The 14,172-nt window shown below is 74.1% G+C and carries 14 protein-coding genes and 1 tRNA gene; 8 read left to right on the forward strand and 7 right to left on the reverse strand.

All coding sequences use genetic code 11. The features are described 5' to 3' along the window. Nucleotides 1–18: 18 nt before the first annotated feature. The 4 genes from BMW27_RS13600 to BMW27_RS13615 are packed head-to-tail and all read right to left on the reverse strand — an operon-like array spanning nucleotide 19 to nucleotide 2,667. Nucleotides 19–303, reverse strand: a complete 285-nt coding sequence (locus BMW27_RS13600; protein ID WP_091444990.1) for a phosphatase RsbU N-terminal domain-containing protein — start codon at nucleotides 301–303, stop codon at nucleotides 19–21. After that, a complete protein-coding gene (locus BMW27_RS13605; RefSeq protein ID WP_091444992.1) occupies nucleotides 300–689 on the reverse strand; it encodes an STAS domain-containing protein in 390 nt (129 codons plus the stop codon). The genes BMW27_RS13600 and BMW27_RS13605 overlap by 4 nt, the downstream gene beginning before the upstream one ends. After that, on the reverse strand, nucleotides 686–1,567 hold the full coding sequence (locus BMW27_RS13610; protein WP_245743549.1) for an STAS domain-containing protein: 882 nt from the start codon (nucleotides 1,565–1,567) through the stop codon (nucleotides 686–688). The genes BMW27_RS13605 and BMW27_RS13610 overlap by 4 nt, the downstream gene beginning before the upstream one ends. A gap of 20 nt (nucleotides 1,568–1,587) precedes the next feature. Beyond that, a complete protein-coding gene (locus tag BMW27_RS13615; protein WP_245743551.1) occupies nucleotides 1,588–2,667 on the reverse strand; it encodes a sigma-70 family RNA polymerase sigma factor in 1,080 nt (359 codons plus the stop codon). Between the two features lie 290 nt (nucleotides 2,668–2,957). Between BMW27_RS13615 and BMW27_RS13620 the strand changes: the two genes are divergently transcribed. Next, nucleotides 2,958–3,254 (forward strand): hypothetical protein, encoded by a 297-nt coding sequence (locus BMW27_RS13620; protein WP_091444996.1) that lies wholly within the window; start codon nucleotides 2,958–2,960, stop codon nucleotides 3,252–3,254. 115 nt (nucleotides 3,255–3,369) lie between these two features. Here BMW27_RS13620 and BMW27_RS13625 read toward each other — a convergent pair whose 3' ends face one another. Then, nucleotides 3,370–3,822: a GatB/YqeY domain-containing protein gene (locus BMW27_RS13625; protein ID WP_091444998.1), complete on the reverse strand. Its 453-nt coding sequence runs from the start codon at nucleotides 3,820–3,822 to the stop codon at nucleotides 3,370–3,372. Nucleotides 3,823–3,876: 54 nt separating this feature from the next. Here BMW27_RS13625 and BMW27_RS13630 point away from each other — a divergent pair, with 54 nt between their 5' ends. The 5 genes from BMW27_RS13630 to BMW27_RS13650 all read left to right on the forward strand — a co-directional run bounded on the left by BMW27_RS13630 (nucleotide 3,877) and on the right by BMW27_RS13650 (nucleotide 9,242). After that, complete coding sequence (locus BMW27_RS13630; protein WP_091444999.1) at nucleotides 3,877–4,788, forward strand: metallophosphoesterase; 912 nt, start codon at nucleotides 3,877–3,879, stop codon at nucleotides 4,786–4,788. Nucleotides 4,789–4,819: 31 nt separating this feature from the next. Further along, nucleotides 4,820–4,893: transfer RNA gene (locus BMW27_RS13635), tRNA-Pro, on the forward strand. Between the two features lie 104 nt (nucleotides 4,894–4,997). Next, nucleotides 4,998–6,353, forward strand: coding sequence for a hemolysin family protein (locus tag BMW27_RS13640; protein WP_091445001.1), 1,356 nt, complete (start codon nucleotides 4,998–5,000; stop codon nucleotides 6,351–6,353). Then, nucleotides 6,350–7,450: a hemolysin family protein gene (locus BMW27_RS13645; RefSeq protein WP_091445002.1), complete on the forward strand. Its 1,101-nt coding sequence runs from the start codon at nucleotides 6,350–6,352 to the stop codon at nucleotides 7,448–7,450. The genes BMW27_RS13640 and BMW27_RS13645 overlap by 4 nt, the downstream gene beginning before the upstream one ends. A 4-nt stretch (nucleotides 7,451–7,454) precedes the next feature. Continuing rightward, complete coding sequence (locus BMW27_RS13650) at nucleotides 7,455–9,242, forward strand: S9 family peptidase (protein WP_091445004.1); 1,788 nt, start codon at nucleotides 7,455–7,457, stop codon at nucleotides 9,240–9,242. Between the two features lie 63 nt (nucleotides 9,243–9,305). Here the strand turns inward: BMW27_RS13650 and BMW27_RS13655 are convergent, their stop codons facing one another. Both BMW27_RS13655 and BMW27_RS13660 read right to left on the reverse strand, forming a co-directional pair. Then, nucleotides 9,306–10,361 (reverse strand): aspartate-semialdehyde dehydrogenase, encoded by a 1,056-nt coding sequence (locus BMW27_RS13655; protein ID WP_091445005.1) that lies wholly within the window; start codon nucleotides 10,359–10,361, stop codon nucleotides 9,306–9,308. Beyond that, complete coding sequence (locus BMW27_RS13660; RefSeq protein WP_091445007.1) at nucleotides 10,358–11,626, reverse strand: aspartate kinase; 1,269 nt, start codon at nucleotides 11,624–11,626, stop codon at nucleotides 10,358–10,360. The genes BMW27_RS13655 and BMW27_RS13660 overlap by 4 nt, the downstream gene beginning before the upstream one ends. Before the next feature lie 74 nt (nucleotides 11,627–11,700). Between BMW27_RS13660 and BMW27_RS13665 the strand changes: the two genes are divergently transcribed. Continuing rightward, nucleotides 11,701–13,293: a phospholipase D family protein gene (locus BMW27_RS13665; RefSeq protein ID WP_091445008.1), complete on the forward strand. Its 1,593-nt coding sequence runs from the start codon at nucleotides 11,701–11,703 to the stop codon at nucleotides 13,291–13,293. A 236-nt stretch (nucleotides 13,294–13,529) separates the two neighbouring features. Continuing rightward, the gene (locus BMW27_RS13670; RefSeq protein ID WP_175486500.1) at nucleotides 13,530–14,171 is read left to right on the forward strand and encodes a helix-turn-helix domain-containing protein; all 642 of its coding nucleotides are present in this window, start codon (nucleotides 13,530–13,532) and stop codon (nucleotides 14,169–14,171) included. Nucleotide 14,172: the final 1 nt, after the last annotated feature.

Here is a 14,172-nt window from a genome sequence, read left to right on the forward strand (position 1 = left end):
TGACGCGGGCCGTGTCGGTCAGGGGTCGGGGCCACGCCGCGCCATGTCGTAGCTGGCGAGCACCTCGACGAGGAAGTCCGACGCCAACCGGGCGGTGAGGGGCACCTCGGCGGCCGGGCTGTCCCGGAGCACGTCGGCGAGGACGTCGTGGTGGACCTGGACGACCTCGAGCATGCTCCGGCCGTCGGCCAGGGCACCGCGCCCCAGCTGGTAGCCGCTGTGCAGCGCGGACTCCTCGCGCCGCGACAGGTACCGCAGGAACGCGGCCCGGTAGTCGCGGAGCAGGGTCTCGCGTGCCGTCACGTGCGCGGCGCCGGCGGTGCCGTGACGTGGCTGTCGAGCTCGGCCAGGCCCTCCTCCAGGTCGAGTGCGGTGACCACCCGGCCGGTGTCCATGCCGAGCTCCACCATGGCGAACGCGACGTCCGGCTGGATCCCGACGATCACGGTCACCGCTCCGCGCAGCCGGGCCATCTCGCCGATGTCGCGCAGCGTCCGGGACGCGAAGGAGTCCAGGACGTCGAGTGCGGCCACGTCGATGACGACCCCCCGCGCACGGTCCGACCCGATCCGTTCGACCAGGTCCTGCTGGAAGCGCACCAGCTGCGAGTCGTCCAGGGCGGTGTGGATCGACGCGATCAGGTACGGGCCCTGCCGCAGGATCGAGAAGAGCCGCGGGCCACCGTTCACGGACCACCGTTCCCGTCCTCGCGGGACACCGCGAACCCGAGCAGCCGCTCGGCCTCCTCGAGGCCGCCCTGCAGGTCGCCGATGGTGTTCATCTTCGACAGGTCGACGCCGATGGTGACCAGCGTCTGGGCGATCTCCGGGGACAGACCCGTGATGATCACGCTGGCGCCCATCAGCCGCGAGGCGTCGACCGTGCGCACCAGGTGGTTGGCGACGGACTCGTCGACGTCCGGGACGCCGGTGATGTCGACGACGACGACCTTCGCCCGGTGCGTGCGGATGCCACCGAGCAGCTGCACGGTCAGCTGCCGCGCGCGTTCCCGGTCCAGCACCCCGATGATGGGCAGGATCAGCAGCCGCTCACGGACCGGCAGCACCGGCGTCGACAGCTCACGGATGGAGTCCTGCTGCTGCCGGATGACCCGCTCGCGCTCCTCGACGAAGCTGACGGCCACGGTGTTCGCGATCCGGTTGGCCGCCGGCTCGTAGGCGTCGAGCACCCGGTTGAGCAGTGAGAAGTCGCGCTGGTACTTCTCGAACAGCGACCTGGCCAGGACGTCGCGCAGCAGGAGCACGATGCCGACGACCTCGTGCGTCTCCACGCCCCGCGGGATGATTCGCTCGGAGAGGTCGCGGGCGTAGTGCTGCAGCGCCTCCACGCTGCCGGTCTCCAGGACCTCGACGTAGTTGTCGTAGACCAGCGTGGTCTCGGCCACCATCTCCTGGGCGGTCATCGCCTGCAGCAGGTGCGTCTCCTGGATGCGGCCGACCCACTCCTGGCGGAGCCGGGTGCGGTGCTCGCGCAGGTGCGCCACCAGTTGTGGCAACAGGGCCTGCTCGTCGAGGCCGGGTGAGGCGTCGGTCGGAGCCACGGTCACGCTCGGGTCCTCGAACCTGGTCATGTCTCTCCCCGCCACTTCGTCATCGTCACCGTCGTGCCGCGGTCGATCTCGGAGACCACCGCGAACTCGTCCATCAACCGCCGTGCGCCCGGCAGCCCCAGCCCGAGCCCCTGGTAGGTGCTGTAGCCGTCCTGCAGCGCCTGTTCGACGTCGGCGATCCCCGGGCCCGCGTCGCGGGCGACGATGGAGATCCCCTTCCGCGGCTCCTGCAACTCGGCCACGACGACCTCGCCGGACTCCGCGAAACGCACGATGTTGCGGGTGATCTCCGACACCGCCGTCGCGATCAGCGTGACCTCGGTGGTGGAGAACCCCAGCCGGGTGGCGACCTCACGAGCGGCCTGCCGGGCGGCGACGACGTCGGCGTCGGTGCGCACGGCGACGCGCACCGCGTCGTCCCGGGACCGTCCGCGTCCCACCAGGGGCTCGGACAGCCGCGCGCACAGGTCGCACTCGAGCAGGTGGCGGGCGGCGTCGACCTCGCGCTGGCGCCGCCGGTCGCCGCCGGAGATGGCCAGCAGCACGGGACGGCAGCGCTCCGTCGGTGGCTCCACCCGCTCGGAGACGAGCAGGTACTCCACCCGCAGCCGGGCGCGGGTGCGGTTGAGCTGGGCGGCCACCGCACCGGCGGTGGACCCGAGCTCGGCCGCCAGGGCCCGGGTGTCCTGGCCGGAGACCTCGTGGGCGAGCAGCGTCGACCGCTCGCGGTCGGACAGCCGGGTGAGTGCCTCCGCGACGGCAGCGCGGTCCTCGCGGGCGAGGACGTCCTCGTCGGGCGCCTCCGGAGGCCGCAGGTCGACGACCCGGTGCTGGTGCCGTCGCTGCCGGTCCTGGTCCCGCCACATCGAGGTGACGACGTTGCGCGCCGTCACGATGGCGTAGGGCTCGAGCATCCCCGGTTCGACCCGGCCGGCGGCGGCGAGGACGCGGGTCAGGGTCTCCTGCACCAGGTCATCGGCGGTCGCCGGATCGGGGACGCGGGACGCCACGATCCGGCGGACGAGCGGGATGAGGGCTGCGACGTCCGCAGACCCGCAGTCACCTCCCGGGCTCCCCACCGGCTCGACCGCCACCACCCGCGAGACGGTACGCCCGGGGGTCCCCCGTCGGTGCGCCGAACGGACCGCCGGTGGACGCCTTCCCCACCCGTGCATGACGCGGTGCTCCGGGTCGCCTCGGCCGGTCCTGACGACGCGCTGAGACCCGGGGGACCGTTCCTGAGCAGCGGCGACACCAGGACAGGAACCGGGAGGAGCGGCCGGGCAGCCCTCGTCACCCGCCTCGGCGAGCGGCGTCTTCACCCATGCACGGCCGTACTCCACCCGGCACGAGGCGCCGGGACGGCTCACGAGCAAGGAGGCTCCACATGGTCAGCACATGGGCACGCAAGGCCGTCGTCCCGGTCTTCGCCGGAGCGGCGATAGTCGCTGCTGCGACGCCTGCTGCGGCGCAGCCGAACCAGGACGGACTGATCAACGTCGCTGTTGGCGACGTGACGATCCTCGAGGACGTGAACATCGGGGTGGCGGCCCAGGTCGCGGCCAACCTCTGCGGCCTCAAGGTCGGGCCGGTCGCCGTCCTGGGCACCGCCGTGGACCGCAGCGGTGACACCGAGACGGTCTGCACGACCGACCAGGGACCGGTCACCCTCGAGCAGAACTGACGAGCACCGGCCGGTGGACCCCTGACCCGGTCCGCCGGCCGGCCCGCCCCTGCCCCCGGCCCCGTCCCGAGGCTCGCCCCGAGCTCGCGAGGGGTGAGGAGGACGGGGTCCTCCTTCAGCCCAGCTGGCGGCGCACCTCGGCGGCCACCCGGCCTCCCTCGGCCCGGCCGGCGACCTCCTTCTGCACCGCGCCCATGACCCGGCCCATGTCCTTCATGCCGCCGGCGCCGGTGCGGGTGACGACGTCGGCGACGAGAGCGGCGAGGTCGGCGTCCTCCAGCTGCGCGGGCAGGTAGGCGGCCACCACGTCGCCCTCCGCCCGCTCCCGGTCGGCCTGCTCGGTGCGGCCGGCGCCGGCGAAGGCCTCGGCGGCCTCCCGGCGCTTCTTGGCCTCGCGCCGCAGCACCGCCTGCACCTCGTCGTCACTGAGCTCGCGGGCCTCCTTGCCGGCCACCTCCTCCGCGCTGACCGCGGCGAGCACCATCCGCAGCGTGGCGGTGCGCAGCTCGTCGCGGGACTTCATCGCGGTGGTCAGGTCGGTGCGCAGCTGTTCCTTCAGGTCGGACACGGGCGCCAGCCTCGCACGGCGCGTTCCGGCGACGCGCCCGTAATGTCGGCTTCCGTGCGAGCGACCACAGCCCTCCCGGCCGCCGTCCTCGGGTCCGCGACCGCGGGGATCGCCTACGCCTCCCTCTACGAGCGCACCCGCTGGACGCTGCGCCGCTTCGACGTCCCGGTGCTCGCCCCGGGCTCCGCGCCGCTGCGGGTGCTGCACCTGTCCGACCTGCACATGACCGCCGGGCAGCGGTCCAAGCAGGAGTGGGTGGCCTCGCTGGCGGACCTCCAACCGGACCTGGTGGTGGACACCGGCGACAACCTGGCCGGGATGGACGCCGTCCCGGGGACGCTGCGCGCGCTCGAGCCGCTGCTCGACCTGCCGGGCGCCTTCGTGCTGGCCAGCAACGACTACTACGCGCCGCGGCCGAAGAACCCGCTCAAGTACTTCAAGCGGGACCACGTGCGGGTGCACGGCGACGAGCTGCCCTGGCGCGACCTGCGCGACGCCATGGCCGCCCGCGGCTGGCTCGACCTCACCAACGCCCGGGGCGAGCTGGTCGTGGGCGGACGGCGGATCGTCTTCGCCGGCGTCGACGACTCGCACCTGCGTCTCGACCGCTACGACCTCGTCGCCGGCCCCGCCGACCCGACCGCGGACCTGCGCATCGGGCTGGCCCACTCCCCCGAGCCGCGGGTGCTCGACCGCTTCGCCGCCGACGGCCACGACCTGCTGCTGTGCGGGCACACCCACGGCGGGCAGCTGCGGGTGCCCCTCTACGGCGCGCTGGTGACCAACTGCGGCATCGACCGCGACCGGGTCCGCTGGCTGCACCGCTGGGCCGAGCCGTCGGCGACCAACCCGCACGGCACCTGGCTGCACGTCTCGGCCGGTCTGGGCACCAGCCCCTACGCGCCGTACCGCTTCGCCTGCCCGCCGGAGGCGACGCTGCTCACCCTGACCGCCCGTCGGACCTGAGGTCGGCGTCGGCTAGACTCGCTCCGTACCTCGGGGTGTGGCGCAGCTTGGTAGCGCGCGTCGTTCGGGACGACGAGGTCGCAGGTTCAAATCCTGTCACCCCGACACACTGCTCAGGGGCCGCCGCGAGGCGGCCCCTGAGTCGTCCCGGGGGTCCGTGCGCCGCGTCATGGGTTGGCGGAGGTCCGGTCCGGGCACCGGGCCCTCCGATGACCGAGTGGTTGCTCCTCCTCGCCGCCGTGGTGCTCACGGCACTGACCGGTTTCTTCGTGGCCGCCGAGTTCTCCCTGACGACGGTCGACCGCGGGCGGGCCGAGCAGGCCGCGGCGTCCGGGGACCGCCGGGCCCGCGGCGTCGTTGCGGCGCTGCGCACGCTGTCCACCCAGCTGTCGGCCGCCCAGCTGGGCATCACGATCACCACGCTGGTCGTCGGCTACCTGGCCGAGCCTGCACTGGGCCAGCTGCTGCGCGGCCCGCTGGAGGCGGCCGGGCTGCCCGGCGGCTGGGTCACCGGCGTCTCCTACGGCCTGGCGCTGGCGCTGGCCACCACGCTGCAGATGCTGATCGGCGAGCTGGGTCCCAAGAACCTGGCCATCGCCCGCCCGCTGCCCGTCGCAGCCGCGGTGGCCCCCGGGATGCGCGCCTTCACCCGGGTCGCCGGCGTCTTGGTCCACGCCCTCCAGGCCCTGGCCAACGCAATCGTCCGGCGGCTGGGCTTCGAGCCGCGCGAGGAGCTGGACTCCGCCCGCGGCGCCGACGAGCTCGCCGCGGTGGCCCGGCGCTCGGCCGAGGAGGGTGACCTCTCGCCGCGCGCCGCCCGGCTGCTGGAGCGCTCCCTCGCGCTGCGGGACAAGGTCGCCGCCGACGTGATGACCCCGCGCACGCAGATGTGGGCGCTGCGCGCCGATGCCACCGCGGCCGACGTCATCGCCGCGGCGGTCGCCTCGGGCTCGTCCCGCTTCCCGCTCTACGGCGCCGGCCTCGACGAGGTCACCGGGGTGGTGCACGTCAAGCACGCGGTCGCCGTCCCGGAGGACCAGCGGGACGTCGTGCCGGCCGAGGAGCTCGCGGTGCCGATCCTCACCGCTCCCTCGCTGCTGCGGGTGGAGCGGCTGCTGGACCTGCTGCGCGAGGAGGGCCTGCAGATGGCCCTGGTCGTGGACGAGTGGGGCGCGACGCACGGCATCGTGACGCTGGAGGACATCGTGGAGGAGGTCGTCGGCGAGATCACCGACGAGACCGACCGCCCGCTGCGGCTGCTGCGCCGGGTCGATCCGCAGACCTGGCTGCTGTCCGGGCTGCTGCGGCCCGACGAGGTGCGGGAGCGCACCGGCGTCCCGGTGCCCGAGGGCCGCTACGAGACGCTCGGCGGCTACCTCGCCGAGCAGCTGCAGCGCCTGCCCGCCGTGGGGGACACGGTGCCCGTCGAGGGCGGGGAGCTGACCGTGGAGACGATCGAGGGACGGCGGGTGGCCCGGGTGCGGGCGCTGATGCGGGAGGGCTACGCCTCGGGGGCGACCGCCGTCCGGCTCGTCGAGGACGACGAGAAGGAGCCGGCCGCGTGAGCGACGTCCTCAGCCTGCTGGTGCTGGTCGCCCTGCTCCTGGGCAACGCCTTCTTCGTCGCGGCGGAGTTCGCGCTGGTCACCGCGCGTCCCGACCAGCTGGAGCCGCGGGCGGCGGCCGGCTCGTCGCGGGCCCGGAAGACCATCCGCGCGATGCGCAACGTCTCGGCGATGATGGCCGGCGCGCAGCTGGGCATCACGCTGTGCTCGCTGGGCCTCGGCGCGGTCGGCGAGCCCGCGGTGGCGCACCTGATCGAGGCGCCGATGGCGGCCCTCGGCGTCCCGGAGGGGCTGCTGCACCCGATCGCGCTGGTCATCGCGCTGTCGATCGTGACCGTGCTGCACATGGTGCTCGGTGAGATGGTGCCCAAGAACATCACCATCGCCGGGCCCGACCGCGCCGCGCTGCTGCTCGGCCCGCCCCTGGCGGCGTTCGTCCGGCTGCTCGGTCCGGTGATCGGGCTGTTCAACGCCGCGGCCAACGCGATGGTCCGGCTGGCCGGCGTCCAGCCGACCGACGAGGTGGCGGCCGGCTTCGACGAGGCCGAGATCCGCTCGATGATCAGCCAGTCGCGGCGGGAGGGCCGGCTCGGCAGCGAGGTCGGCGAGCTGGCCGCCGGGGCGCTGACCTTCGACCAGGACGAGCTGGAGGCGGTCCTGCTCCCCCTCGACCGGCTGGTCACCGTGCCGCGCGCCACCACGCCGCGACGGCTGGAGGCGGTCGTCGCCGAGCACGGGTTCAGCCGCTACCCCGTCCGCGACGACGACGGCGCGCTGCTCGGCTACGTGCACGTCAAGGACGTGCTCGGGGTGGAGCCCGAGGCCCGCGACCGGCCCATCGCCGACGAGCACGTCATCCCGTTCACCCCGCTGCAGCCCGGCGCGGCCCTGCCCGACGTGCTGACCGCGATGCGCGACGCCGGCGCCCACCTGGGCCGCGTGCTCGACGGTGGGCGGACCGTGGGGCTGGTCGCCCTCGAGGACGTGCTGGAGCGGCTCATCGGCGACATCCGCGACGCGGCCGCCGAGACCTCCCGCCGGCTCGAGGAGCCGGCCCGGGGCGGCGCCGGGGCCGGGGCGGGCGCCGGGGGAAGATGAGTCGGTGAGCTCCGAGCCGACCGCCCTCTCCCCCGAGGTCACCGCCCGCTGGCAGGCCCGCTTCCGCGCGCCGCGGGTGAGCCTCCCCGACTGGGCGCTGGAGGCTCCGCACCGCAGCCTGTACGCCTCCGACGTCAGCGGCGTCGTCGAGCAGTACGCGTGGGACCGGACCACCGACGCCCACCGGCAGGCGACCGACCGGGCCAACGGCACGCTGATCGGCACGCTGAGCCCGGACGGCGAGACGATCTGGTGGTTCGCCGACACCGACGGCGACGAGTTCGGTGTCTGGATGACCCAGCCCTTCGCCGGCGGGGAGGACCGCGTCGCCGTCCCCGAGGTCGGGCCGGCCTACCCGGCGGGCCTGGAGGTCGGCACGTCCGTCGTCGCCCTCGGCCGCTCCACCGACGACGGCTCGGAGCTGTGGCTGGCACCGGCCGGGGGCACGCCGCGGGTGGTCTACCGGCACGAGGACCCGGCGTCGGTCGACGCGCTCACCCACGACGAGGACCTGCTGGTCATCTCGCACTCCGAGCACGGCGACCCGCGCTACCCGGCGCTGCGGCTGCTGCGCACCGGCGACGACTCCGTGGTCGCGGAGAAGTGGGACGGCGAGGGCCGCGGCCTGCACGCGCTGGAGTTCGCCCCGCTCCCCGGTGACCGCCGGCTGCTGGTGGGCCATGAGCGCCGCGGCCGCGAGGAGCTGCTGGTCTGGGACGTCGGCACCGACACCGAGACCGAGATCGTGCTCGACCTGCCCGGCGACGTGACCGCCGGCTGGTACCCGGACGGCTCGGCGCTGCTCGTCGGGCACGACCACGCCGCCCGCAGCGAGCTGTACCGCTACGACCTCGCCAGCGGGGCCCTGGAGCGGCTGGACACCCCGCGCGGCGTCGTCCGCGGGGCCACCGCCCGCCCGGACGGCACCGTCGAGCTGGCCTGGTCGAACTCCGAGCGGCCACCGGTGATCCGGCGGGCCGACGGGCCGGTGGTGCTGGCCGCTCCGGGAGAGGAGCCCCCCGCGGCCTACCCGGTGGAGGACCGCTGGGTGCCGGGGCCGGGCGGCGACGTCCACGCCCTGGTGGTGCGGCCGGCCGGCCCGCCCCCGTACGCGGCGGCGTTCCTGGTGCACGGCGGCCCGGAGGCGGCCGACGACGACTCCTACCGCGCCCGCCGCGCGGCCTACGTGGACGCCGGGTACGCCGTCGTGCACGTGAACTACCGCGGGTCGACCGGCTACGGCAGCGCCTGGCGCGACGCGCTGACCGGCCGGCCGGGGCTGACCGAGCTGGATGACGTCGCGGCGGTCTACGACGCGCTGGTCGAGGAGGGCTTCCTCGACCCGTCGCGGGCGCTGCTCTCGGGCGGGTCGTGGGGCGGGTTCCTCACCCTGCTCGGCCTGGGCACCCAGCCGGAGCGCTGGGCCGCCGGGATCGCCGAGGTGCCCGTGGCCGACTACCTGGCCGCCTACGAGGACGAGATGGAGGGCCTGCGGGCCTACGACCGGGCGCTGTTCGGCGGCTCACCGGAGGAGGTGCGCGACGTCTACGTGCGCTCCTCGCCGATCACCTACGCCGAGGCCGTGACCGCGCCGGTGCTCGTCGTCGCCGGCGCCAACGACCCGCGCTGCCCGATCCGGCAGATCGACAACTACCTGGCGCGCCTCGACGAGCTCGGCAAGCCGCACGAGGTGTACCGCTTCGACGCCGGCCACGGCTCGCTGGTCATCGAGGAGACCATCCGCCAGGTGGAGGTGGCGCTGGACTTCGCCCTGCGGAACGTCAAGCCCTGATCCGCGGTGATCGTTGGCGGGTGGCTGCCATCGACGGCGTGTCAGGCGGCCACCCGCCGGTGATCACCTGCCGGAGGCGAGGATCAGCTCGGCGATCTGGACGGTGTTGAGCGCCGCGCCCTTGCGCAGGTTGTCGTTGCTGACGAACAGCACCAGGCCGCGGTCGCCGTCGACGCCCGGGTCCTGCCGGATGCGGCCGACGTAGCTCGGGTCGCGGCCGGCCGCCTGCAGCGGCGTGGGCACGGCGGTGAGCTCCACACCGGGCGCGGAGGACAGCAGCTCGGTGGCCCGCTCGACGGTGAGCTCACGCTCGAACTCCAGGTTCAGCGACAGCGAGTGCCCGGTGAAGACCGGCACGCGGACGCAGGTGCCCGAGACCCGCAGCTCGGGGATGCCGAGGATCTTGCGGCTCTCGTTGCGGAGTTTCTGCTCCTCGTCGGTCTCGGACGTCCCGTCGTCGACCAGCGAGCCGGCCATGGGCAGCACGTTGAACGCGATCGGCCGCACGTACTTGGCCGGCTCCGGGAAGGGCACCGCCGAGCCGTCGTGGGTGAGCTCCGCGGCCTTGTCGACGACCGCCTTGACCTGGGTGTCGAGCTCCTCGACGCCGGCCAGGCCGCTGCCGGAGACCGCCTGGTAGGTGCTGGCCACGATGCGGACCAGCTGGGCCTCGTCGTGCAGCGGCTTGAGCACCGGCATCGCGGCCATCGTGGTGCAGTTCGGGTTGGCGATGATCCCCTTGGGGATCGACGCCAGCGCGTCCGGGTTGACCTCGGCGACCACCAGGGGGACGTCGGGGTCGCGGCGCCAGGCCGAGCTGTTGTCGACGACGGTCACGCCGGCCTCGGCGAACCGCGGCGCCTGCACCCGCGAGGTCGACGCACCGGCGGAGAAGATCGCGATGTCGAGCCCGGTGGGGTCGGCGGTCGCGGCGTCCTCGACGGTGATCTCGCCGTCGCCCCACGGCAGGGTGCTGCCGGCGGAGCGGGCGGAGGCGAAGAAGCGCAGCTCGCTGAGCGGGAACCCGCGCTCGGCGAGGATCTGCCGCACCACACCGCCGACCTGACCGGTGGCGCCGACGACGCCGACGCGCAGCCCGTCGCTGGAGAAGGTGCTCATCGTCCCGTCCCTCCGTAGACGACCGCCTGTGCCTCGTCGGTGCCGAGGTCGAAGGCGTCGTGCACCGCGCGGACGGCGACGTCCACGTCGGTGTCCTGGCACACCACGGAGATGCGGATCTCCGAGGTGCTGATCAGCTCCAGGTTGACACCGGCGTCGGCCAGCGCCCCGAAGAAGCGCGCGGACACGCCCGGGTGGGAGCGCATGCCCGCCCCGACCAGCGACACCTTGCCGATGTGCTGGTCGAAGGTGACGTCGGTGTAGCCGATGGTGTTCTTGACCTTCTCCAGCGCGGCGAGGGCTGCCGGCCCGTCGCTCTTGGGCAGCGTGAAGGAGATGTCGGCGAGCTTGCTGGCCGCGGTCGACACGTTCTGCACGATCATGTCGACGTTGACCTCGGCCTCGGCGAGCACGCGGAACAGCTGCGCGGCCTCGCCCGGCCGGTCGGGCACCCCGAAGACGGTGATCTTGCCCTCGGAGCGGTCGTGCGCGACGCCGGTGATGATCGCCTGTTCCACCGTGAGGTCCTCCATCGAGCCGGTCACCGTGGTGCCGGGGAGCTGGGAGTAGGAGCTGCGGACGTGCACCGGGATGCCGTAGCGGCGGGCGTACTCGACGCAGCGGAGCATGAGCACCTTCGCCCCGGAGGCGGCGAGCTCGAGCATCTCCTCGTACGTCACCGTGTCCAGCCGCCGGGCGTTGGGCACGATCCGCGGGTCGGCGGTGAACACGCCGTCGACGTCGGTGTAGATCTCGCAGACGTCGGCCTGCAGTGCCGCGGCGACGGCCACGGCGGTCGTGTCGGAGCCGCCCCGGCCGAGCGTGGTGACGTCCTTGGTGTCCTGGCTGACGCCCTGGAAGCCGGCGACGATGACGATCGAGCCCTCGTCGAGGGCGTCGCGCAGCCGGCCGGGCGTGACGTCGATGATCCGCGCCCTGCCGTGGCTGGAGGTGGTGATCACCCCGGCCTGGGAACCGGTGAACGACCGCGCCTCGTAGCCGTGGGTGTTGATCGCGATGGCCAGCAGGGCCATGGAGATCCGCTCACCCGCAGTGAGCAGCATGTCCAGCTCGCGGCCGGCCGGGTCGTCGGTGATCTGCGCGGCCTGGTCGAGCAGCTCGTCGGTCGTGTCGCCCATCGCGGAGACCACGACGACGACGTCGTCGCCCGCCTCCTTGGCCGCCACGATCCGCTCGGCGACGCGCTTGATGTGCGCGGCGGAGGCGACGGACGAGCCGCCGTACTTCTGGACGACGAGGGCCACGGGTCCACAGGCTACCGAGGTCCCCGGTGGCGGCCGTGCTTGCGTCCCCCTGGGCGGGGCGCTGTGATCACCGGGTGGACGACGTGGAGCGCTGGCTGCTGACGGCCGAGGAGCGCGGCAACCCGGCGACGTCCCTGCCCGCGTACACCGAGGGCAACCTCGTCGAGGCGCTCGTGCACGGCGTGCGCTACTTCGACCGGCTGGTCGAGTGCGTCGAGCGGCTGGACGCCGGTGACCACCTGTTCTTCACCGACTGGCGGGGCGACCCGGACGAGCAGCTGCGCCCGGGCGGGCCCACCGTCGCCCAGCTGTTCACCGACGCGGTGCGGCGCGGGGTCTGCGTGCGCGGGCTGGTGTGGCGCTCGCACGTGGACTGGATGTCGTTCAGCGCGCACGAGAACCGGGCGCTGGACGACGAGGTCGAGCACGGCGGCGGCGAGGTGATCCTCGACCAGCGGGTGCGCCGCGGGGGCAGCCACCACCAGAAGCTCGTCGTCCTGCGGCACGACCAGGACCCGACCCAGGACGTCGCCTTCGTCGGCGGGATCGACCTGTGCCACAGCCGGCGGGACGACGCCGCGCACAGGGGCGACCCGCAGCCGGTGGCGATGTCCGCGGCCTACGGGGAGACACCGCCCTGGCACGACGTCCAGCTGATGCTGCGCGGCCCGACGGTCGGCGTCCTGGACACCGTGTTCCGCGAGCGCTGGGACGACCCCACGAACGCCGACTCCGGCAACCCGATCGCGTGGGTGCTCGACCGGCTGCGCGGCGCGCGCCTGGAACCCGACCCGCTGCCGCCGCAGCTGCCCCCGCCGCCGCCGTGCGGTCCGCACCTGGTGCAGAACCTGCGCACCTACCCGGCGATCCGGCCGCCCTACGACTTCGCGCCGCGCGGCGAGCGGTCGGTGGCCCGCGGGTACTCCAAGGCGATCGAGCAGGCCCGCCGGCTGGTGTACCTGGAGGACCAGTACATGTGGTCGGCCGACGTCGCGCGGCTGTTCGCCGAGGCGCTGGCCGCCAACCCGGCGCTGCACCTGGTCGTCGTGGTGCCGCGGGTGCCCGACCAGGACGGCGCGCTCGCCGAGCGGTCGCAGTACGTGGGCCGGTGGCAGGCGCTGGAGATGTGCCGGCGGGCCGGGCGCAACCGGGTGCACGTCTTCGACGTGGAGAACGACGAGGGGACGCCGGTCTACGTGCACGCCAAGGTGTGCGTGGTGGACGACGTCTGGGCCAGCATCGGCAGCGACAACTTCAACCGGCGCTCCTGGACCCACGACAGCGAGCTCTCCTCCGCCGTGCTGGACACCACGCGGGACCCGCGCGAGCCCCGTGACCCCGCCGGCACCGGCGACGGCGCCCGGACCTTCGCCCGCGACCTGCGCCTGGAGCTGGCCCGCGAGCACCTGGACCGCGCGGCCGACGGCAGCGAGGACGACGACCTGCTCGACCCGGACGCGTTCGTGGCGGCGATGGAGGCCTCGGCTGCCGAGCTCGACACCTGGTACGCCGGCGGCCGCCGGGGCCCGCGCCCGCGGGGCCGGCTGCGCGAGCACTCCTCGCCGCGGCTGTCGCTGCCCACCCGGCTGTGGGCGACGCCGGTCTACCGCCTCGTCGACGACCCCGACGGCCGTCCGTGGCGCATGCGCCTGGCCCGGGAGTTCTGAGCCCAGCCCCCCTGGCCGGCGTCCGCGCCCGCCCTCCAGCCCGGCGGGCTGCCGCACCCGGGCACTGCCCCCGGCGAGTCGTGCTCTGCCCAGCACTGTGGGCAGAGCACGAAGGGGGACGGGCGCCTTCCCACTCGAGGAGCTCGTGCTCTGCCCAGCACTGTGGGCAGAGCACGAGCTTCCACAGGGAGACACACGGGCCCCCGATCCCCCGGGACAGCCCGGATCCTCGACGCGTGACCGACGCCGACCACAGCGGCATCCTGCGGCGGATCCGCAGGACCGCCGACCTGTCGCAGCGGGAACTGGCGGTGCGTATCGGCATCTCGAAGTCCGCTGTGGCCGCAGCGGAGAGCGGCCGGTCCGGCATCGACGCCCGGGCGCTTGTCCGCGCCGCCGAGGTGGCCGGGTTGCGGTTGGCGCTGGTCGACGCCGACGGGCGGGAGGTGGCCGGCATGGACGGCGACGCGGTCCGGGACCAGGCCGGCCGCCGCTACCCCGCCCACCTGGACACCCGCTACGGCGACGAGGAGTGGTGGTACACGCACCAGGGTCACGGCCACGACCGCGAGCAGCCCTGGTACACGTTAGACCGCAGCCGCTGGATCCGGGACCGGGTCCGGGCACGCGACGGCGTGCCGGAGGACCACCAGGTACCGCGCCCCGGCGACTCCCCGGGACAACGGGCCGAGGCTCGCCGCGCGGCGCACTGGCGTGCCGTCGCCGCCGAGCGGCAGCGGCGGTTCCTCGCCGGCGAGTTCGCGCACGTCGACGACGGCCTCACCTGCGCGTGCCCACCGGGGTGCGACGAGGTCGACGACGGCTCCGGGCCGCCCAGGCACGCCGTGGACTGCCCGTGTGGCTGCGACCTCGCCTGAC

The sequence above is a fragment of the Geodermatophilus poikilotrophus genome (assembly GCF_900111455.1).
GTDB lineage: Bacteria > Actinomycetota > Actinomycetes > Mycobacteriales > Geodermatophilaceae > Geodermatophilus > Geodermatophilus poikilotrophus.

Excerpts from the sequence above, each read along its gene's own strand:
- BMW27_RS13620 (WP_091444996.1), top strand. The coding sequence starts at position 2,958 with ATGGTCAGCACATGGGCACGCAAGGCCGTCGTCCCGGTCTTCGCCGGA.
- BMW27_RS13640 (WP_091445001.1), top strand. The coding sequence starts at position 4,998 with ATGACCGAGTGGTTGCTCCTCCTCGCCGCCGTGGTGCTCACGGCACTG.
- BMW27_RS13655 (WP_091445005.1), bottom strand. The coding sequence starts at position 10,361 with ATGAGCACCTTCTCCAGCGACGGGCTGCGCGTCGGCGTCGTCGGCGCC.